The sequence below is a fragment of the Bacteroides sp. HF-162 genome (assembly GCF_015679285.1).
GTDB lineage: Bacteria > Bacteroidota > Bacteroidia > Bacteroidales > Bacteroidaceae > Bacteroides > Bacteroides uniformis.
Map to the genome: position 1 here is coordinate 2,217,775 of NZ_CP064937.1, position 21,611 is coordinate 2,239,385.

General features: G+C 44.7%; 18 protein-coding genes. 11 read left to right on the forward strand and 7 right to left on the reverse strand.

Going from position 1 to position 21,611, the window contains the following annotated elements; translation table 11 throughout:
* Positions 1 to 13: 13 nt before the first annotated feature.
* From ITJ87_RS08870 to ITJ87_RS08885, 4 genes are all read left to right on the forward strand, one after another.
* Positions 14 to 1,123: a SusE domain-containing protein gene (locus ITJ87_RS08870; RefSeq protein ID WP_117966244.1), complete on the forward strand. Its 1,110-nt coding sequence runs from the start codon at positions 14 to 16 to the stop codon at positions 1,121 to 1,123.
* A gap of 83 nt (positions 1,124 to 1,206) precedes the next feature.
* Positions 1,207 to 2,112 carry an alpha/beta hydrolase gene (locus ITJ87_RS08875; RefSeq protein ID WP_117966241.1) on the forward strand — a complete coding sequence of 302 codons (906 nt, stop codon included), beginning with the start codon at positions 1,207 to 1,209 and terminating at the stop codon, positions 2,110 to 2,112.
* Between the two features lie 35 nt (positions 2,113 to 2,147).
* Positions 2,148 to 3,293 (forward strand): ChaN family lipoprotein, encoded by a 1,146-nt coding sequence (locus ITJ87_RS08880; protein ID WP_165853593.1) that lies wholly within the window; start codon positions 2,148 to 2,150, stop codon positions 3,291 to 3,293.
* 120 nt (positions 3,294 to 3,413) lie between these two features.
* Positions 3,414 to 5,486: an alpha-amylase family glycosyl hydrolase gene (locus ITJ87_RS08885; RefSeq protein ID WP_117601180.1), complete on the forward strand. Its 2,073-nt coding sequence runs from the start codon at positions 3,414 to 3,416 to the stop codon at positions 5,484 to 5,486.
* Positions 5,487 to 5,494: 8 nt separating this feature from the next.
* Here the strand turns inward: ITJ87_RS08885 and ITJ87_RS08890 are convergent, their stop codons facing one another.
* Positions 5,495 to 6,478: a GNAT family N-acetyltransferase gene (locus tag ITJ87_RS08890; RefSeq protein ID WP_117966283.1), complete on the reverse strand. Its 984-nt coding sequence runs from the start codon at positions 6,476 to 6,478 to the stop codon at positions 5,495 to 5,497.
* Between the two features lie 102 nt (positions 6,479 to 6,580).
* On the opposite strand from ITJ87_RS08890, the gene ITJ87_RS08895 reads away from it, so the two are divergent.
* The 6 genes from ITJ87_RS08895 (at position 6,581) to ITJ87_RS08920 (ending at position 10,869) form a co-directional block, all read left to right on the forward strand.
* Complete coding sequence (locus ITJ87_RS08895; protein WP_181980932.1) at positions 6,581 to 7,861, forward strand: DUF4026 domain-containing protein; 1,281 nt, start codon at positions 6,581 to 6,583, stop codon at positions 7,859 to 7,861.
* A 93-nt stretch (positions 7,862 to 7,954) separates the two neighbouring features.
* Positions 7,955 to 8,491: a nitroreductase family protein gene (locus ITJ87_RS08900; protein WP_005826354.1), complete on the forward strand. Its 537-nt coding sequence runs from the start codon at positions 7,955 to 7,957 to the stop codon at positions 8,489 to 8,491.
* Between the two features lie 2 nt (positions 8,492 to 8,493).
* Positions 8,494 to 8,829 carry a hypothetical protein gene (locus ITJ87_RS08905; RefSeq protein ID WP_022401668.1) on the forward strand — a complete coding sequence of 112 codons (336 nt, stop codon included), beginning with the start codon at positions 8,494 to 8,496 and terminating at the stop codon, positions 8,827 to 8,829.
* A gap of 4 nt (positions 8,830 to 8,833) precedes the next feature.
* A complete protein-coding gene (locus ITJ87_RS08910) occupies positions 8,834 to 9,631 on the forward strand; it encodes a Rossmann-like and DUF2520 domain-containing protein (protein ID WP_117749326.1) in 798 nt (265 codons plus the stop codon).
* Between the two features lie 79 nt (positions 9,632 to 9,710).
* Entirely contained in the window at positions 9,711 to 10,241 is a 531-nt protein-coding gene (locus ITJ87_RS08915) for an HAD family hydrolase (protein ID WP_005826358.1), read from the forward strand.
* Positions 10,242 to 10,287: 46 nt separating this feature from the next.
* Positions 10,288 to 10,869, forward strand: coding sequence for a Maf-like protein (locus tag ITJ87_RS08920; protein ID WP_008663872.1), 582 nt, complete (start codon positions 10,288 to 10,290; stop codon positions 10,867 to 10,869).
* On the opposite strand, the gene ITJ87_RS08925 is transcribed toward ITJ87_RS08920, so the two are convergent.
* The 6 genes from ITJ87_RS08925 to pheS all read right to left on the reverse strand — a co-directional run bounded on the left by ITJ87_RS08925 (position 10,866) and on the right by pheS (position 18,596).
* Entirely contained in the window at positions 10,866 to 13,058 is a 2,193-nt protein-coding gene (locus tag ITJ87_RS08925) for a tetratricopeptide repeat protein (RefSeq protein ID WP_005826360.1), read from the reverse strand. The genes ITJ87_RS08920 and ITJ87_RS08925 overlap by 4 nt on opposite strands.
* A gap of 81 nt (positions 13,059 to 13,139) precedes the next feature.
* Entirely contained in the window at positions 13,140 to 14,165 is a 1,026-nt protein-coding gene (locus ITJ87_RS08930) for a porin (RefSeq protein WP_195690888.1), read from the reverse strand.
* 74 nt (positions 14,166 to 14,239) lie between these two features.
* The gene (gene pgk / locus ITJ87_RS08935; protein WP_085929901.1) at positions 14,240 to 15,499 is read right to left on the reverse strand and encodes a phosphoglycerate kinase; all 1,260 of its coding nucleotides are present in this window, start codon (positions 15,497 to 15,499) and stop codon (positions 14,240 to 14,242) included.
* Between the two features lie 88 nt (positions 15,500 to 15,587).
* Entirely contained in the window at positions 15,588 to 16,262 is a 675-nt protein-coding gene (nth, locus tag ITJ87_RS08940) for an endonuclease III (RefSeq protein WP_005826369.1), read from the reverse strand.
* A complete protein-coding gene (locus ITJ87_RS08945) occupies positions 16,259 to 17,455 on the reverse strand; it encodes an MFS transporter (protein WP_005826370.1) in 1,197 nt (398 codons plus the stop codon). Before ITJ87_RS08945 ends, nth begins: the two co-directional genes overlap by 4 nt.
* A gap of 106 nt (positions 17,456 to 17,561) precedes the next feature.
* Positions 17,562 to 18,596, reverse strand: coding sequence for a phenylalanine--tRNA ligase subunit alpha (gene pheS / locus ITJ87_RS08950; RefSeq protein WP_117966232.1), 1,035 nt, complete (start codon positions 18,594 to 18,596; stop codon positions 17,562 to 17,564).
* Between the two features lie 355 nt (positions 18,597 to 18,951).
* Here pheS and ITJ87_RS08955 point away from each other — a divergent pair, with 355 nt between their 5' ends.
* Positions 18,952 to 21,594 carry a zinc-dependent metalloprotease gene (locus ITJ87_RS08955; protein ID WP_034525498.1) on the forward strand — a complete coding sequence of 881 codons (2,643 nt, stop codon included), beginning with the start codon at positions 18,952 to 18,954 and terminating at the stop codon, positions 21,592 to 21,594.
* Positions 21,595 to 21,611 lie beyond the last annotated feature (17 nt).

A 21,611-nucleotide genomic window follows, 5' to 3' on the forward strand; every position in this document is an offset into this window, starting at 1 on the left:
AGTATTGTTGATTATGAAAAAAATATATTATACACTTTTTGTTTGTTTGATGGGATTGTTGACATTCTCTTGCAGTGAAGATACTGATCCTATCCATAATAGTGAGGATACTACACCTAGTACCCTGAATGCCATCAATGATTCATATACGTTGGAAGCGACGAATTCACAATTTGCTACTTTTAAGTTTACAGCAACAAATTTTGGTATTTCAACTTCCATTCTATATGCACTGGAAGCCTCTTTGGATAATAATTTTGGTTCTGTTTCCGAGTTGGGAAGTGCTACAGATGTGGATAGTGGTATTGAAATTGCTGCAGAAAAAATGAATTCAGCAATGCTGGGATGGGATGCGGTTCCTGAAACTCCAGTGACAGTATATTTCCGCATAAAGGCTTATGTACAGAATCTTTCTTCAAAGCCTACTGCGATGGTAGCTTATTCTAATGTAATATCTTCAACCATTTCACCTTATAGTGGTGAAAGAGAGTATCCTAAAGTTTGGGTTATCGGTGATTATTGCGGTTGGAGCCATGATGCAACTCAATTCTTGTTCTGCTTTGAAGAAGATGATAAGAATTATCAAGGAATGGTTGACTTTGGAGAGAAGGCTGCAAGTGGATTTAAAATTACAGGTATTGCAGGCTGGCAAGATGATTGTAACTGGGGTACTGATAGTAGCGCTGCGGCTCCGGAGGCAGAAGCATCAACTGTCCAATTGATTAGCTCAGGTGGTTCTGGTAATATTAGTTGTTACTCTAAGCGTTTCTATCATTTAAGTTTTGACAAAACTTCTTTGGTCCTGAAAAAAGGTAATTCATTTACAACATTGAGTATTATTGGTGATGCAGGCGCTCAAGTAAGCGGTTGGGGAACAGCTGAAGTTGATATGAATTTTGATACAGCAAAACAACGTTTCTGGGCAGATGTAGAATTTGCAGAAGGTGAAGTTAAGTTCCGTGTTGATCATGATTGGGGAACAAGCTTTGGTTCTGCAACGGAAGGTAAGTTGGATAGTGGTGATAATATTAAAGTACCGGCCGGTAAATACCGTGTGTATGTAAATATGAATAATGCTAATGATATGACTTATGAACTGAATGAAAAAGATTTTGGTAAGTAAATTGTAGCATGATACGATGAGGGCTGTTTCATAGCGAGGCAGCCCTCATTTTTTCTTAATAGATAATATAACAATAGTGAGCTGTGAAAATAAGGACTTTATTTGTATTGTTTATTTTGTTGGGGCATCAATGGAGTGTTGCACAACAAACTGTTTCATCTGGAAAACTCGTGGAGTATCCTCTGTTCAAATCGGCCATTGTAGCTCCTCGTGATGTTTTTGTTTGGCTTCCTTCAGATTATTCTCCAGAAAACAGATACGATGTCATTTATATGCATGACGGACAAATGCTTTTTGATGCTGCTTCCACTTGGAATAAAGTAGAATGGGGAGTGGATGAGGTTTTGGGAGAACTGTTGGAAGAGAAAAAGATAAGGCCATGTATTGTGGTTGGTATTGCTAATATCGCTCAAAGCAGGTATGAAGATTATTTCCCACAAAAAGCTTTGAAATATCTGCCTAATGGAAACATACCTGAAAACATTCACTTTAATGCGGACAATTATCTCCGTTTTTTAGTAGAGGAAGTCAAACCCTTTATTGATAAGGAGTATTCAACTAATAAGGGAGTAGAGCATACGTTTGTAATGGGTTCCAGTATGGGTGGGTTGATTTCTCTGTATGCAATATGTGAATATCCTGAGATTTTTGGTGGAGCAGCTTGCTTGTCTACCCATCTCACCATGATTATCAGTAGTACACAGCCTACTAAGGAGCAGACTGATTTGTGGTTTTCTGCTTTTGAAAGTTATCTTGCCGATCATTTGCCGAAAGCTAATAGCAGACTGATTTATATGGATAGGGGAGACGCGACATTGGATGCTTTTTATCCTCCTTATCAAGACAAATTGGATAAGCTGATGAAAGAAAAAGGATGGACCAAGCCTATGTGGATATCCAAGGTCTTTCCGGGAGCTGCGCATATAGAAACGGATTGGATGAAGCGTTTGGAATATCCGGTGAAATTTTTGATAGGAACTGAGAGATGATGATGAAAGGAATGTATTGTTTTTGATTTATAAGTATGATTCGTAAAGTTTTTAATTGTATTTTGTTTTGCCTGTTGTTTCTTTTGTTGCCATTGAGTGCGCAGGATAAAATTCAGGAGGTTGCCCTCGCCTATTTGCATGATGAGGCGATGTCGCCTGATGACTATCTGGTAGCCAAATTCCGGAAGGCAGATATTGTGTTATTAGCAGAAGACCATGGGGTGAAAGAAAATCTGGACTTTGTTTGTAATTTGATACCTAAGTTATACGAGAATAATATTGTACTGGGTATGGAGTTTGGGGCATACGAAGATCAGCGACGGTTGGATTCTCTAATCAATGCTCCGAAGTATGATGAGCAAGTGGCTCGCGAACTGATGTTCAATTATAATACCCGATGGGCGATTACTGAATATATGGAAATTTATAGGGCTGCATGGAAATGGAACCGTTCACTGCCCAAAGATGCAAGGAAATTCCGGATATTGAATATCAGTTATCATTATAACTGGCAGAAATTCTCCGGAGTTAGAACTCCGGAAAATATGCATGAGGTATTTCCATTGGGAAATACAGAAGACTTTCGGTGTGGATTGCTGGAACGGGAAGTTCTGGCGTCAGGACAGAAGATATTAGTATTGACCGGAACTCCCCATGCTTTTACTTTTTATCATTTTCCCTACTATGATTATACGTCTCCGGGTTATGTACGTTACGAACAGAATTTTCTTGGAAATTTGTTGTACTCTAAATATGGATCGAAAGTAGTTGCAATAGCTTTGCATCAACCTTTCCCGAACCGTTTAAACCGTCAGCCGGCATTACTTTCTCCTGCTTTAGGTAGATTGGAGGCCATAATGGGGAGGATGGACAATAAACCTATAGGGTTTGATTTAAAAGGTACACCTTTAGGTAAGTTGGATGATGATAGCTATTACTCAATGGGATATAATGATTTTACGTTGGCAGACTTATTTGACGGATATATATTCCTTAAGCCGATTAGTGGATTGTCCTCTTGTAGTATAGACTATAAGTTTATGGATGATACTAATTGGAATGAGGCTGTCAGCAATAATCCGGATCCGGATTGGCATCCTCGTCCCCAAACCAGGGAACAATATTGGGAGATGATAAAAGATTTCGTGGATATCAGAAGACGGTATACAGATGTTCAATAGATGTGTTTGGGAACTATGCAAACGTTTTCGTCCTTTAACTCCACTTTTTCATTATAGTCTGTCTATCAGCTATTTTATCTTCCTTATCTTTGAATCATAATAATTTGAAAATCTAATGATATGAAGACAATAAAGCTTCTTTCTTTTTTTTTATTTTGTGTGTTATCATTCTGCTTGGTAGCTTGCAGTGATGATAATGGTACTACACCAACGCCGGAACCGGAGCCGGAGCCAACGCCGTCAGAATGGACTGTGATAACTGCAACTCCTACAGATTGGGATGGGGAGAAACGTGCGGACATCTCTTATCAGTTACTGGTCTACTCCTTTTCCGATGGCGATGGTGACGGTTATGGCGATATTAATGGCTTAATTTCTAAACTGGATTATATAGATGCTTTGGGTGTGAAGGCTATTTGGCTTTCTCCTATTCATCCATCTCCTTCGTATCATGGCTATGATGTGACAGATTATACGAGGGTGAATCAGAAGTTCGGCACGGAAAGTGATTTTGACCGATTGGTTGCCGAGGCTCATAATCGGGGCATTAAAATTTATCTGGATTATGTCTTGAACCATACGAGTGTGGAGCATCCGTGGTTTTTGGCTGCAAAATCTTCTACTGACAGTGAATATCGCAATTACTACATATTCTCTCAAGACCCGGAAGCTGACATCAAGGCGGGAAAAATTGATATGATTTCCAGTGAAGGGGGAAACGGATATAATTCGGGAGAATGGTATTCTACGACAGCTTCAACAGATGTCGTAAGCGGATGTTATAAATTTGTACTCGATTGGTCGAATGCTTCAAAACCTACGGTGACGGTGAGCGTTGCAGAAAAGGCGGATACGGATAATACAGACCAGACAACTACTGGTGCCAAGTATCTTTATTATGGTGACCCTGCTGTTTGTAAGAAATTTTATGATAAGGGAAATGGTATTTATGAATTGACAGTGGACTTCTCTTCACCTTGGGGATTCTTGATTCGTACCAGCAATACAGATTGGGGCAACCATAAATATGGTGCTGCCTCTACCAGTACTCGTCTGAAATATGGCGAACCTTTTGCTTTAAAGCAAGGTGAGGATGCAGAAGATATTATGTTTGAGTCTATGAACCTATGGTATTATCACTCTCATTTCTATACAGCCTCCTTTGCCGACCTTAATTACGGTAAATTGTCTGATTTGAAAAGTTCTCCGGCATTCAAGGCTGTGGTCGCAGCAGCTAAGGGATGGATAGACCGTGGAGTAGATGGATTCCGTCTTGATGCAGTGAAACATATCTATCATAATGCTGGAGGTTCAGAAAATCCGACTTTCTTGAGAACTTTCTATGATGAACTGAATGCTTATTATAAACAGAAGGGTAAGACGGAAGACCTTTACATCGTGGGTGAAGTTCTTTCGGGTGCTAGTGAAGTAGCCCCTTATTATCAAGGGCTTCCCGCACTGTTTGAGTTTGACTTTTGGTATCGTTTGGAGTGGGCCATTAATAACAGTACGGGTTGTTACTTTGTAAAAGATATCATGAGCTATCAACAGCTTTATGCTGCTAACCGGACAGATTACATAGAAGCTACCAAACTTTCGAACCATGATGAAGATCGTACTGCTTCCAAACTGGGTAAATCCATTGATAAGGAGAAACTGGCGGCAGCTGTCTTACTGACCGGTCCGGGCGAACCTTATATCTATTATGGTGAAGAACTGGGACTCTATGGAATGAAGGACAATGGTGACGAGTATGTGCGCGGTCCGATGTTGTGGGGAGATAATACGGTGACTGCCTATACGGATAAGATAGACAAGGGGGTAGCTTCCAGCATAAAGTCTGTGGTGGAACAGCAGAATGATGAAAGTTCTCTGTTGAATGTTTATATTCGGTTTGCCAAACTACGTAATACTTATCCTTCATTGGCTGAAGGAAAGATGTCAAAACATGGCATTTACAATGAAAATAATACCACTGCCGGTAAGACTATTGCTGCTTGGTATATGACGAAGGATACAGAGAAAATGTTGGTAATACATAACTTTGGTGTCTCTGCCACTGAAATTACACTGACGGATAAGATAGAGAAAGCCGTCGGAGTAAATGGGGATATTCAGCAGAAGAAGGACGGTGATGACATTATGGTAAAAATGGGCGCATATAGCACTGTCGTATTTAAAATATCCCAATAAAGCCGTTTTTATTCATACATCTTTATCAGCACCCGATTCAGCCAGTTCCAACGGAAACGGAACCAGCGTCGGGTGCTGCTTTGTTTTCCTCCAAAGCGGAGAACGAACTCACGGTAGCCATGTTTACGGAAGGGAAGTCCCACATCCATGAACTCTAAGTGGCGGTATCCGCGTTGTTTGGCATCATCCAGTGCTTTCCATACAGCAAGAATACCCGGATATTGCAGGGCATAAGTCTTGCGCATGCCACCGGAGAACCACAGGTAGGCGCTATCATCTGAATAAATGCATGCACTGCCACCGATAATCTTCTCTTTATAAGTGACGATGAAGATTTTGCTTTGTTGCCCTTTTGTCAATTGGTTTTCGAGATGCTGAAAGAACTTGATGCTGGGGAAGTGGCGCCGTATCTTGGAAGAATATACGTGGCGCAACATCTGGGCAAAACAGAGAATCTCCTCTTTGGTACGTGCTTCCCGCACTTGGGCACCGTTTTTGAGGCCTTTCTTTATTTGCCGGATACGTGACGGGCTGAAACGCTCTTCCACCTTTTCGACGCTGTGCAGTGAGTTGCGCACCCGTAGCCAATTGATGGCGATGTATTGGTTGGCCCGGAAAGATTTGTATCCGAACATGGCATTTTCCAGGTTGCGGAACTCGATGAGAAAAGAATCGCGCAATGCTTCATTGGTAAGCCTTTGCAACATGTCACTGAAGATAGCCTCTTTGTCTGCCTCGTTGTCGAAATATTCTCCCATACCGTACACCTCACATCTTTTGATGATGCCGGGGGGAAACATGCGGATACTTTTACGTATGGCGGCAAGCAGTTTCGCAACGGGCTTGTCATCTTCAGATGCCACAATGAGTATGGGGGTATACCCCGGAGTTTCCTCGTAGATTCGGAACAACTCCGTGGAATGGAAGGTGTTGGTCCCCGGTAGGTCAGGAACCTTGCTCCCACGGTAATATGTAGTGAGTTTGAGGGGCATTGCTTGCAAACTTAACAAAAAAACTGAAATTTCGGTTGGCATGGGTAGGCTTTTTTATTAAATTTGTCACTATAGCTGAAGTCTTACATAAAAAGAATGGATATGATTTTTAAGAAAAAGAAAACGGTTTTCGAAGAACAGCCGCTGTGCTACTGGGAAGAGTCCTCTTATATGATGGCAGTGCCTAAGGAGGGTGGAATGGATTTGTCGGTACGGCTTTTTGAGCGCGTGGCTGCTATCTCTGGAGTGGAATTGTTGAAAAAACGTTTGCCTGATGAAGACGAACCGGGATATATGGAAGTAGGATATGATGGCGAAGTGTATGAAATAGGCTTCTATGAAGGTGATTTTTCAATGCCTGATATGTTTAATCGTCGGGATTATTATTTCACTGACGAAGAACTATATGCTATTGGCAGAGCCGATAGGGCACTTACGGTGTTCATGAAGTTCGGCGTTGACGGGCAGAAGTCCTACCATCTGCAACTGAAGATTGCTGTAGCTATGGTGCCCGACCTGCTTGCCATTGTGGACGAAAGTGCCGAGAAACTGGTTTGTGCTCGGTGGGCCACTCTAGCTGCCGACTCGGCGGTAGTTCCCGGAACGAGTGTTTTGTTTACGGTACATGCTGTGACTGATGAAGGAGGCGAGGTGTGGTTGCATACGCACGGATTGAACCGTTGCGGTTTGTATGAACTTGAGATTCTGAAATCAGACAAGGAGAATTACAACAACCATTATTACTTGATTTCCACCCTTGCCAGTCATCTGCTCGATAAAGACGATAGGACTCCCGAACCAGGTGCTGGCGTATATATCGGAATGTTGAATGACCGTTTGCCGATAGTGGCCACCTACGTTTCGTGGACAAAGGCGCTGGATGAGTACCGAAGCCTCGCTCTTGGCAGTGCGGACGACCGTGAGGAAGGACACAACGGCCGCACGGCACCCGTGTTCATCTATACGAGTGAGGACGACGAGAAAAAGGGCAGACTGCGGAAGGTGTCCGAATACGATAGCATGTGGGGTGAGAATCCACTATTCTTTATTAGTACCCGTGAGACCAATCGCATGAGTGCGTTGGCTCGCGAGCGTTTCGGTCTTGTGAAATACATGGCAAAGAAGGACGAAAGCTCTATCTTGCTTAAAATTGGCTTGAAGACAGACAGTGCCGAGCAGGCTGACGACCGCGAACATATTTGGTTTAAGCTGTTGGAGTTTGATGGAGAACGCTTCAAGGGACAGCTTATACAAGAACCTTACGACGTCAGCCACATGCACGAGGGTGATGAGGCGTGGTTTACGGTAGAGGATGTGACCGACTGGATAATCTATTTAGAGGAATTTTCGGTTGCTCCGGATACCGCCTATCTGCTTGTCTGATACAAAAGGAAGCGGGGAGAAGATTGTAAGGGCTTTTATTCGCCATTCCCGGATATTTTATCTAAATTTGCCTTCGCTAAACACGAATATGTTATGGAAAGTTTCAGTGAATTGATAAAAGCCCGCCGCAGCATGCGGAAGTTTACAGAAGAAGAATTGACACAAGAACAAGTCGTTACTTTGATGAAAGCTGCTTTGATGGCACCCACGTCGAAGCGTAGTAATGCATGGCAGTTTATAGTGGTAGACGAGAAGGATAAATTGAAGGAATTGTCCTATTGCAAGGAGCAGGCATCGCAGTTCATTGCCGATGCGGCATTGGCAGTAGTGGTTGTTGCCGACCCGTTGGCAAGCGATGTGTGGATAGAGGATGCCTCCATTGCCTCCATTTACCTGCAACTTCAGGCCGAAGATATGGGACTGGGAAGCTGCTGGGTGCAGGTGCGAGAACGTTTTACGGCTTCCGGTATGCCTTCAGGCGAGTATGTGCACGAGGTGCTGGATATTCCTTTGCAGCTGCAGGTGCTCAGTGTTATTGCTATCGGTCATAAGGGGATGGAGCGTAAGCCTTTCAATGAAGACAATCTGCAGTGGGAAAAGATACATATCAATAAATACGGAGGAAAGTAACAGTGAGTGCAGCAAAAGCAAACAATAACCGTGATACGTATAAGGCCACTGCCATCACACTGATTGTATTCGGTATTCTTTATTTGGTAGACAAATTGGTGCATTTCTCTGCAATCGGCTTGCCGTGGGTGATGAATAAGGATAATTTTCTGCTGTATACCGCAGTGATTTTTTTGCTGTTCAAGCATGACAAGTCGGTGGGATTGGTATTGATAGGCTTATGGCTGATATTGAACTTCGGATTGATAACGGCTTTGCTCGGTACGATGTCGGCTTATCTGTTGCCACTGGCATTGCTGGTATTAGGGGCTATTCTGTATTGGTTGGCAACAAGATAAGTGTATGGCGGGAAGAAGTATAGAAGATACGTCTATTGCCTTTATCGGTGCCGGAAATCTGGCTACTAATCTGGCAAAGGCTCTTTATCGGAAAGGGTTTCGTATTGTGCAGGTCTACAGCCGTACAAAAGAATCGGCGCAGGGATTGGCACAGACGGTGGAAGCTGCATATACCACGGAGCTGCAGGCGGTTACGAAGGAGGCGCAGCTTTATATCGTTTCGCTGAAGGACGCGGCTTTTGTAGAATTATTACCCCAGATTGTTTCTGGAAAGGAGAATGCTTTATGGGTGCATACAGCCGGCAGTATTCCTATGAATATTTGGCAGGGGCATGTTGCGCGTTATGGAGTGCTTTATCCGATGCAGACTTTCAGTAAGCAGCGTGAAGTGGATTTTGGACAGATACCGTGTTTTGTGGAAAGCAACTCGGAAGAGGATGTGCAGCTTCTGAAGGACATTGCTTCCGCCCTATCGGAAAAAGTGTATGAAGCAAGTTCTGAGCAGCGCAAAAGTTTGCATCTGGCGGCTGTGTTTACGTGCAATTTTACCAATCACATGTATGTGTTGGCTGCTGAACTGCTGAAAAAGTACGGGTTGCCGTTCGAGGCAATGCTCCCCTTGATAGACGAGACGGCCCGCAAGGTGCATGAGCTGGAACCGCTTGCCGCACAGACAGGACCGGCTGTGCGCTATGATGAGAATGTCATTGACGAGCATCTGCGGATGCTTGCCGATGAGCCGCAAATGCTGGAACTATATCGGGAGATTAGCGAGAATATACATCGGTTGGCAATAAGATAACCGGATGCCGATGCTTGCCTCTTTTGAACTAATGTTTTGCTGCATATAGGTATATTATAATGAACAAGAAAAAAGTGCAATGAGTACCATAAACTATGATTTGAAAAAGATAAAAGCCCTTGTTTTTGATGTGGACGGTGTACTGAGTGCCAATGTTATCCCTATGAGTTCGGAGGGTGAACCTCTGCGTACGGTCAACATAAAGGATGGTTATTCCCTGCATCTGGCCGCTAAGCAAGGTGTGTTGCTGGGTATAATTACGGGTGGACGTACAGAAGCAGTCCGCAAGCGTTTTACTTCTTTAGGTTTTGAGGATGGAAATATCTATATGGGTTCTTCTGTTAAAATCCATGATTACCATGACTTCCGTGACCGTCATGGCTTGAAGGACGAGGAAATATTGTATGTAGGTGATGATATTCCCGACTTGGAGGTGATGCGTGAGTGTGGTTTGCCGTGTTGTCCTAAGGATGCTGTGCCTGAGGTAAAGGCTGTGGCTCGCTATATTTCGTATGCAGAAGGCGGTTATGGCTGTGGTCGCGACATTGTGGAACAGGTATTGAAAGTGCAAGGGCTTTGGATGGCAGATGAAAAAGCTTTTGGTTGGTAGTTGTTTCAATCGTTAAATTGTAAATCGTCAAATCGTAAATGATATGATGTTAGATAATCTGAAGAAATATAAGGTGATTCTTGCCTCTAACTCTCCGCGAAGGAAAGAATTGCTGGCTGGTTTGGGAGTGGAATATGAAGTAAGAACTTTGCCCGATGTGGACGAGTCTTATCCCGAAACGTTGCGGGGAGCGGATATTCCTCTCTACATATCCAGGGAAAAGGCAGATGCCTACCGTGATATGATGCATCCGGACGAATTGATGATTACAGCAGATACCATTGTCTGGCTGGATGGACAAGTTCTCGGAAAACCCAAGAATAGGGAAGAAGCTATGCAGATGTTGCGCGACATGTCCGGACGTACCCATGAAGTGTTTACCGGTGTATGCATCACTACCACTGAGTGGCAACGCAGTTTTGCGGCGGCAACAGAAGTGCGTTTTGCCAAACTGAACGAAGAGGAAATTGCCTATTATGTGGACAAATACCACCCCATGGATAAAGCCGGAGCTTATGGTGTACAAGAGTGGATTGGATTCATCGGGGTGGAAAACATATCCGGGAGTTACTATAATATAATGGGGCTCCCCGTACAGAGGCTGTACAGGGAGTTGTTGGAGGTCTAAACCAGATCCATCATTAGAGGGATATCTTTTTCACTGATTCCTTGTCTGACAAGTGTTTCTTTGTCTTTACCGAACATTTCTCTAAAAATCTCCTGCCCGCCATATTCCAAAGCTGCTTTACTGTAAAGTTCTGCAGCTTTTTCTATTTTGCCCGTTCTCCAAGCAACATGTCCGGCATTGAGATAGTCTGCTGCGAGTGGTTTGGAGGCGAGTATCTTTTCGTAATACTTCATTGCTTGCTCATACTTGCCGTTGACAAACGAACACCAGCCTATAGCACGCCATGCTTTGATACAATTGCTTTCGATGAAATCAAGCTTGAAGAAATATTGCAGAGCCTCTTCATATCTTTCCAGTTCGGCAAGGCAGCTTCCGGCGTAGAAAAGGATATTATGGTTTTCCGGCTGGATTGCCTCCACTTTCTTGTAGTATTCCAGTGCAGAGGCAAAGTCCCTTATCTGCCTGTAGCACGTAGCGAGATGGCGGATTGTCCAGACATGGTCGGGCTTTAGTACATCGGCTTTCAGGTAGGCGTCTATCGCTTCCTTATACCTCTTTTCCTTTTGCAGGCAATAGCCAGCCTTTTGGAAAATGTCTGCATTTGCATGGTTCAAGGCTATCAATTCCTTATAAAGCTCCAATGCTTCTGCCGGGTGTTCTTTGCGGAAGTGGAAATCGGCGATGGTAATCAGCAGCTCGGGTTTGCACAGAATATCTTTGAGTGCCGGGATACGGTGCAGGGCAATCTCTTCCTTGAAGATGTCACGGAACTCGTGTCTGCGCTGGCTTAACTTGAAGAAACGGTATAAGTCGTGGACATACTGGTTGCTGATGACATCCGGTCGTTCGGCATACTGCCGTAAAGCGGAAGATTTGCTTTCGTCCATGAGTGCATCCAAATCCTGGGAAGTCATCTGGCTGAGCATCATCGTACGCTGTGACTGTGGTATATGTGCCATTGTAAAGCAAAGGGAATACTTGTCACTATTGCAGAAGAAACCGGATTGGAGGATAAGGGAGAGGATGGCATTGTCTCCGGTAGGCTTGAATCCGAATTCCTTGATGATGCTGGAGTGATGCATGTCGAACGGATAGAACCAGTTGTACGGTTCCTTAAAGAACGGATAAGTCTTGAGTTGTGCAAACGTACTCATATAGACGTCAGCGCCTTCCAGCTGTAATTCGTTCATCTCCCGTATCTTGTCTCCCAGTCCGGAACTTTCAAAAGCTTTCTCCCAATCTGGATTAAGATCGTTTTCCTCAGGGTTCTCTTCAAAACCGAACTTCATGTTGCGCATGATGTTCACATTCCTCATCATCTCCGGAATGATTTCTTCACGCATCTTCTTGTCTATCTTTTCCGTTTCCTGGCTACGGAGCAGCTCGATGTAAATACGGTTCAGTTGCTTGCCGAAACTGCCGTCTTCGTTGAGCAGGGAAAGGCGGGCTGTCAATTCGGGATAAAGCGACAGACGGGTGGGATGAAAAAGAAGTGCGAAAGCGATACCTACCAAAGCCCGTTGGTTTACTTGCGTATTTGCATGCGTTACGGCGTCTAGCAACCATGAGAATTTGCGGGTATCGAAGCATTCCATCAGACTGAGCATGACGGCACTGGTGAACAGGCACAAATCATTGACGGGAAGCATTTCTGATTCCAGTAATCCTTTGGCTTGCTGTTCGTCTTCTGCAGACCAGTCACTGTTACTCCATGTGGAAAGGAAAAGAACCTGGGCGGTTTGTTCGTGCCGTTGCAGTACGGCGTCCATGCCTTGGTTATCCGGCATCAGCTGACAAACGGCCAGGTCATCAGGGAAAGATTCCAATACCTTCTGCAGTGCGGCAATATTGTATTCTTTGGGGAGGCGTTCCCGGTTATTGCGCAGGGAATGGTAATAGTGCGTGGAAACTCCGTCAAGGAGAGACAGACGTGCCTGGTCAGCGACTTCCCAAGTTTCGGTCAGAATCTGGCGATATAGTTTCTGTCGTTCAGGATCGTCGATTCCCTGGCGCATGTATTGCAGCATGTACTGATAGGATGTCTGAGCTTGTTCCAAGCGGTTGCGGAGTGTCCAGTCACCGCTGTTCCAAAGAAAGGCTTCCAGTTGGGATTGTGCTTCCTTCAGCCGTTGCTGCTTGAGTAGAGTAACGATATGCTGATATTGTTCTTGTATGGCTTGTTCGTTCATAAATCAGTCTCTTTTTGGGTATGTATCTTATAAAACTACAAAAAGGATGCCAAAAAGTTCATAAATTTCCATTTCCCCAGCTCAGAAACGAACTTGCAACTGTGCTTGAAGCAGGTTTGAGTTTTCTCCTTTATGGCGGTTACAGTATGTATACTGGGCTTGCAGACGGCATTTGGGATAGAACCAACACTGTACACCTGCTACATAATTGGTCTGTTTATCGGAAATAGTTTTATTTTTGTTGAAATAGTCATAAGAGGCTATTACGTCAAATTTGGGAAGCACATGGGCAGATACGGTTGCATAGTAACCGTCACTTTTAACGTGTCCGTCTTTTCCGGCCAAGTATTCTGTACGTACATCTACGGATTTTGTTTTGATGGTGGCACCTGCCGACCAGCGGTTTCGGGTGTAATTCTCTCCTATGGCTATGTCTGGATTAATGGAAGAAACGGCTACGGCGCATCCTTTCCCTTTAACAAAGGAACCGCCGACGGACAACCATTTCAATGGATGTACCATAAGGCTGCCTACAATATCTTTCTGATTGTTTTTATCTTTTAGGTTGATGCCTTGTCCGTTCATGATGGCAAGGTTATAAGTCATCAAAGAGTCGAACAAGTCTCCATAAATTAACAATCCCATATCACGACCGCTTGCAGAGCCATACAACGGATCACTGCCATTGATACCGGCCAGGTAATTGACGGCTTGAGAATAACAGTTTATTAATTCGACAAAGCAGGGAGACATTGGGTTCTCAATGGTATACATGGTTTTGAACTGTCCGATACGTGCTGTGAGTTGAGGGAGAAAGCGGTATTCCGTGTAGGCTTCCAGAATTTTTCCGGTATTGGCAAAGCTGTACATGAAGTAAGCCGACCATTTATCGGTGATTTTACCGCGCGCCATAAAGATAACTCTCTTTATATCGAAAGTATTGCTGGTACCTTCGCCCGCATCATCGTATGTATATCCCACTTGGGCATAGCCGGAGAGTGAAATGCGGTCTTTTAAAGTGTTGACTACATCATTCAGACAAGCATCTTGTGCTTTCAGGATGCATGTGGCTGATAAAAGGATGCAGGATAGTAGAATTCGTCTCATTATAGGGATGGATAGTAGTAAAAAAGGCAACCCTTTTTTCAAAGAGCTGCCTTTGGGTGTTATTTTGCTTGTTTTTATTCGTTGATAGCAGCGATACCCGGAAGGATTTTTCCTTCGATTGCTTCAAGCAATGCACCGCCACCGGTAGATACGTAAGACACGCCGCTTGCCAAGCCGAACTTGTTGACACAAGCTACAGAGTCACCGCCACCTACGAGTGAGAAAGCACCGTTCTTGGTAGCTTCTACGATAGCTTCGCCTACAGCGCGTGAACCGTGAGTGAAGTTCTCGAATTCGAATACACCCGTCGGACCGTTCCAAAGGATAGTCTTGGAGTTCTTGATGACATCTGCAAAGATCTTTTCAGTCTCAGGACCGATATCAAGACCTTCCCAGCCATCAGGAATTTCGTCAACCGGGCAGAACTTGGTGTTGGCATCGTTGGAGAAAGAATCGGCAATCTTGGCATCAACAGCCAAAACAAGGTTTACGCCTTTTTCTTTTGCTTTCTTCACCAGGTCAAGAGCCAAATCCAGTTTGTCATCTTCGCAGATAGAAATACCGATTTTGCCGCCCATGGCTTTGGTGAAAGTATAAGTCATACCGCCGGCAATAATCAGGTTGTCTACCTTGTTCAGCAGGTTTTCAATGATTTCAATCTTGGAAGAAACTTTGGAACCACCCATGATGGCAGTAAACGGACGTTGGATATCGTTCAAAACTTTATCAACAGCCTTTACTTCTTTTTCCATCAGGTAACCGAACATTTTGTTGTCCTTGTCGAAATATTTAGCGATCAATGCAGTAGAAGCGTGTGCACGGTGAGCGGTACCGAAAGCGTCGTTTACATAGCAATCTGCATAAGAAGCCAATTTCTTGGTGAATTCTTTCTGGCTTTCCTTAACAGCAGCTTTGGCAGCCTTCTTTTCTTCGTCTGTAGCATCTTCAGCCAAACCGCGGGGTTTGCCTTCCTCTTCAGCGTAGAAACGGAGGTTCTCGAGCAACAACACTTCACCCGGTTGCAGAGCAGCAGCCTTTACGGCAGCTTCTTCGCCCATACAGTCGTTAGCAAATTGCACCTCAACACCCAACAACTCTTCGAGATGCTTCAGAATGTGCTTCAAGGAGAACTTGTCAGCCGGGCCTTTCGGACGACCGAGGTGAGAACCGATAATTACACTACCGCCATCGGCCAAAATCTTCTTCAATGTAGGAAGAGCGGCACGCATACGGGTATCATCTGTAATGTTGAAGTTTTCGTCCAAGGGTACGTTGAAGTCCACACGAACGAATGCCTTTTTTCCGGCAAAGTTAAATTGATCAATTGTCATAATACTCTATTTTATTTAAAAGTGTTACTAATTTCTTTTTAGTGAGCGCAAAGTTAGCATTTATTTCTTTTTTTTGCTATGAAACCGTTGTTTATTCTTTGTCTTTGCCGCTCTCTTTGCTAACTTTATATTTCTGGCAGTAATATTTGCACATTAATTGCAAACCGCAGGTATCACATTGTGGAGTACGTGCCTGGCATACATAGCGACCGTGCAGGATAAGCCAGTGGTGAGCTATGGGGATGTCTGTTTCCGGTATATGTTTTACCAATTCTTTTTCGACACTGAACGGAGTTGTACATTTATCTGATACGAGACCCAGGCGATGGCTGACGCGGAACACGTGTGTGTCTACTGCCATAGCCGCTTTATTGAAAACAACGGATTGGATGACATTGGCTGTTTTGCGGCCTACGCCGGGCAGTTTTACCAGTTCTTCAAGGGTATCGGGTACCTCACTGTTGAATTCTTTCACCAACATCTGTGCCATGCCTACAAGATGTTTAGCTTTGTTGTTGGGATAGGAGACGCTGCGGATATACTCGTATACCACGTCGGGAGTAGTAGCGGCGAGTGCTTCGGGAGTAGGGAAGTCCCGGTAAAGGGCGGGGGTAATCATATTGACGCGTTTGTCCGTACATTGTGCAGAGAGAATAACTGCTATCAACAGCTCGAACGGATTGTCATAATGCAACTCTGTTTCGGCTACGGGAACGTTCTCCCTAAACCAAGCAAGGATTTTTTCATAACGCTCTTTCTTTCTCATCTTAATTTGTTTTTATGATAGTGAGGAGATACTTTCAGATTGAAATAGAAGATGGAGATAACCGTGAGGCAGGCTCCGAAAAAATATGCCATATCGAATGAGGTAATCTGTGCGATATAACCTCCTGCTGTCAGACCTATACCAATGCCTACATCCCATGAAGTCAGGTAGGTAGAGGTGGCTGTTCCGCGCTGGTTGTTGGGGGCCAGGTTTACGAACAGCGTATTGAAGGCGGGGAACATCGTCCCGAAGCCTACTCCCAATAGGAGGGCAACCATAAAAAACAATATGTTTGTCAGTTCCGGGACGGTCTTCATCAGTAGTCCGCAAGCGGACAATATGAAGAAACAGCTACATACCAGATATAGTCCTAAAGTTATGACTTGGGTGATACGTCCTTTATCCACTTGTTTGCCGGAGAACATACGGGACACTGCCATGCCGACGGCCATAAAAGTAAAAAACAATCCGGAATTCAAGGTAATTCCTATTTCTTTGGCATACATGGCTACATAAGTGCTTGTCATGCCATATGGTATGGAGAGCAATAGCAGTGCGATTCCTGCCGGGATACCTTTCAGCAGCACAAAGCGGTCCAATGAGATAGGTTCTCGTTTGACTGGTTGTTTGGGTGGGGTCTTGACGAGGCATGCGGCAACAAAACCGATAGTTCCTGATATGAGCGAGCAGGCAAAAATCGTTTCAAAGGAATATATGTCATGCATGAAAAGACCAATCATCGGGCCGAAGCTCATGGCTGTATTGTTCATCAGTCCATAATATCCTACGGCTTCGCCGCGACGGGACGAAGGGGTAATGTCAATCACAATTGTATTTCCCGCTACGGTCACCATTCCAAATGCAAGGCCGTGGACAACCCGCAACATGATGAATAAAGATAGGACTCCCGCTAACATGTAACCTGCGAAAATGGTGATAAAGATGAAGTATGCCACCAGATAAAGAGGCTTGCGGGCTAGCGTGTCGAGCAGGTATCCCGAAAACGGGCGTATGCAGAGCGAGGCAATGGTGTAGCATGACAAGATGACACCTACTGCTGCATTTCCGGTATGGAATACCTCAGTCAGGTAGAATGGAAGAACCGGTAGTATCAGATAAAAGGCAAAATACAAAAGGAAATTGGCAGCCAGGATAAGGCAATAGCCGGAAGTTACAAGTTTGTCTTTTGCCATAGCGAAAAATAGTGGTTAGCGATGAGTGGTTAGCGATGAGTGATTAATGATATGCTGAAAATGCGCAACTTATTAATCACTAATCACTAGCCGTTATTCACTATATTTAGTAAGCGCTCTCGAATTCTTTCAGGAAGCGTGTGTCATTTTCAGAGAACATACGAAGGTCTTTCACCTGGTATTTCAAGTTGGTGATGCGTTCTATACCCATACCCAGGGCATACCCGCTATACACTTTACTGTCTATTCCGTTCAGCTCCAATACATTCGGATCTACCATACCGCATCCCAGAATTTCTACCCAACCCGTATGTTTGCAGAAAGGACAACCCTTGCCGCCGCAGATGTTACAGCTGATGTCCATTTCGGCACTCGGCTCGGTGAAGGGGAAGTAGGAAGGACGCAGACGAATCTTGGTGTCACTGCCGAACATCTCTTGAGCAAAGAGCAATAAGGCCTGCTTCAAGTCAGTGAAAGACACATTGCGGTCTACGTATAAGGCTTCTACCTGATGGAAGAATGCGTGTGCACGGTAGCTGATGGCTTCATTACGGTATACACGTCCCGGACAAAGCACGCGGATAGGAGGCTGTGTAGTCTCCATAACACGGCTTTGCACGCTGGATGTGTGTGTGCGAAGAATGATGCTGTGCGATACGTTTTCTGTATCATTTTCGATGAAGAATGTATCCTGCATGTCGCGTGCCGGATGGTCTTCGGCAAAATTCATGGAGGAGAATACGTGCCAGTCGTCTTCCATTTCCGGTCCATCGGCGATATTGAATCCCATACGGGCAAATATATCGATGATTTCGTTTCTCACGATGGAGAGCGGATGGCGGGTTCCTAATTCTATCGGGTAGGCTGAACGGGTCAAGTCAATATCGTCACAGCCGGTATCTTGGCTTTCGAACTGTTCTTTCAAAGCGGCAATCTTTTCTTGTGCTTTGTTTTTCAGTTCGTTCAAGCGCATACCCACCTCTTTTTTCTGTTCGGCGGCTACATTGCGGAAATCTGCCATCAAGTCATTGATGGCTCCTTTTTTGCTGAGGTATTTGATGCGGAGTGCCTCTAATTCCTCGGGGTTAGCGGCTTTCAGTGCCTCTACTTCCTGCAGAAGCTGATTGATTTTAGCTATCATATCGTTGTTATCTTATTTATTTTCTAAGTTAAAAACGGTGCAAAGATACAATATTATCATTGTTTTGCCGCCAATTGGGGAAGATTATTTGGTGTCAGTGGTACAAAATTTCATGTGAAGAAGCAATGATAAAGGATTGGAGAAAAAATAATAATATATAAAAGTCTTCATATTGTTTATGGAAAAAACATAAATGAGCGTTGTTTAGTGACTTTTAAAATATACTTTTTGTATCTTTGCGCCCCGTTTACCGTTCTATGGAGGTAGAACAAACTGGCGGTTGGTATTTATTAACATACGTCAAAGAGAGAGAGTTAACGGAGTAATTGTTGCATTAAAGTTAGAGTTTGAATTGATGAAATTGAAGACAATCCTGCCAGTCGTGGCAGTTGCGGGAGTACTCATGTGTGAGCCTGCCGTATTGTTGCATGCCGGTACATCTGATTTTGCTTCTCCCGAAGCTATGGGATGGTTCCGTAAGAAAAAGAAGAGTGAAACCAAGGACAGCGTTCAATCCAAGAGCGACTACGAAAAATTGACTGGTTCCGATGCTATTGCCCGCAAGGGAATGTTCAATGTTTACCAGAAGAAGAGCGATTATTACTTTGAAGTGCCGGCAAGGCTGTTGGGACGTGATATGCTGGTAGTAAATAAATTACAACGTGTGCCTTCCGAACTGAATGAGGCGGGTGTGAACCGTGGTACGAATTACGAAAATCAGATGGTGCGTTTTGAATTGGACAAGGCTGCCAACAAGCTGTTGGTACGTCAGAGCCGTCCTCTTCCATTGGCGCCGGATGAGGATGCCATACGGCAGTCCGTACTGGATAATTATATTTCTCCGCTGATAGCCGGTTTCAAGATAGAAGCATTCAATAATGACTCTACCATGATAGTGGTCAAGGTCAACGATATTTATGATGGTACGGAGACGAGTATCAATAATGTCTTTACGAATATCAACCTGGGAACTTCGGCCATCAAGAATCTCTCCCGCATTTTATCTATCAAAGCTTTTGAGAACAATGTGGTAGCTACTTCCGAGCTGACAACTAAGGTGACTGAGGGAACAACGACTGTGTTTGTTACGGTCGAAGTCAGTTCCTCTCTGTTGCTGTTGCCGGAGAAACCGATGATGGGACGTCTGGATAGTCCGCGTGTAGGTTATTTTACTAATCCGTTATTAAATTACAGTGACGGTCAGCAGCGTGTAGACAAGAAACCGTTCATCACCCGCTGGCGTCTGGAACCGAAACCGGAAGACCGGGAGCGTTACCTTCGCGGTGAATTGGTGGAACCGGCCAAACCGATTGTGTTCTACATCGAGAACTCCACTCCCAGTCGTTGGCGGAAATATATCAAGCAGGGAATCGAGGATTGGCAGGCTGCTTTTGAACGTGCCGGATTCAAGAATGCCATCGTTGCAAGGGAGTTGACGGACAGCATGAATGTGGATAAGGATGACGTGAACTACTCCGTGCTGACCTATGCCGCCTCCACCAAAGCCAATGCCATGGGCCCCTCTATCCTCGACCCCCGTTCGGGTGAGATATTGGAAGCGGACATCATGTGGTGGCATAATGTGCTGGGCATGCTTCAGGAATGGATTACAGTGCAAACCGGTGTCGTACGTCCCGAAGCAAGAGGAGTAAGGCTGCCGGATGAACTGATGGGTGATGCCATGCGTTTTGTGGCATGCCATGAAGTGGGTCACTCGCTGGGCTTGCGTCACAATATGATTGCTTCCTGGACTTTTCCGACAGATTCCCTGCGTTCCAAAACATTTACGGACCGTATGAATACCACTTCCTCCTCTATTATGGACTATGCACGTTTCAATTATGTGGCACAGCCGGGTGACGGCGTTACGGCACTTTCTCCCCATATAGGCCCGTATGATATGTTTGCCATAGAATACGGTTATCGTTGGTATGGTAAAGAAACCCCAGAAGCAGAGAAGGACTTGCTTGCCGACTTTCTGAGCCGTCATGCAGACCGTTTATATAAATATAGTGAGGCGCAGGATGTACGTGATGCCGTAGACCCGCGTGCGCAGAATGAAGATTTGGGCGATGATGCTGTCCGCTCGTCTCTGCTGGGTATTGAGAACTTGAAGCGTATTGTTCCTCAAATCATCCAATGGACTACTACCGGCGAGAAAGGACAGACTTATGAAGAAGCTTCCCGCCTATACTATGCGGTTATCAACCAATGGAACAATTATCTTTATCATGTATTGGCAAATATCGGTGGTATCTATATAGAGAACACGGTTGTGGGAGACGGACAGAAAACCTATACCTTTGTGGAGAAAGAGAAGCAGCAAGCAGCCTTGAAGTTCCTGCTGGATGAAGTGCTGACCTATCCCAAATGGCTGTTCGACACAGAAGTGGGAGAGTACACCTACTTGCTGCGCAACACTCCGCTGGGCGTAGTGGAAAATGCACCGACACAAGTGTTGAAGAATGCCCAATCCTATATCCTTTGGGATTTGCTGGGCAACAACCGCCTGATGCGTATGTTGGAGAACGAATCGGTGAACGGCAAAAAGGCTTTCACGGTGGTAGAGCTGATGGATGGCCTGCATCGCAACATCTTTGCCACTACGGAACGCGGTGCCTTGCCGGACGTCATGACACGCGCCTTGCAGAAGAACTTCGTAGATGCACTGATTACAGCAGCTGCCGAAAGCGAAGGAGTGAAAATAAACAAAAAACTGATGGACAACCACTTCTTGCTGGACCATCAGACTGCCCTTTGCAGCTGTGACGAGCATGCCGGTAAGACTTTGGATGCCGACCGTATGGGTGCACACCGCGAACTGAACTTCTACGGTTCGCAGATAAACCGCGTATCTGATGTCATCTCCGTGAAGCGTGGTGAGTTGCTTCGCATCAAAGAATTGCTCCAAAATCGTCTGGGTGCATCGGATATAGCCACTAAATATCATTATAAGGATTTGATTTTGCGTATCAATACTGCATTAGGAGTAAAGTGATTTTTCTTTTCAATAGA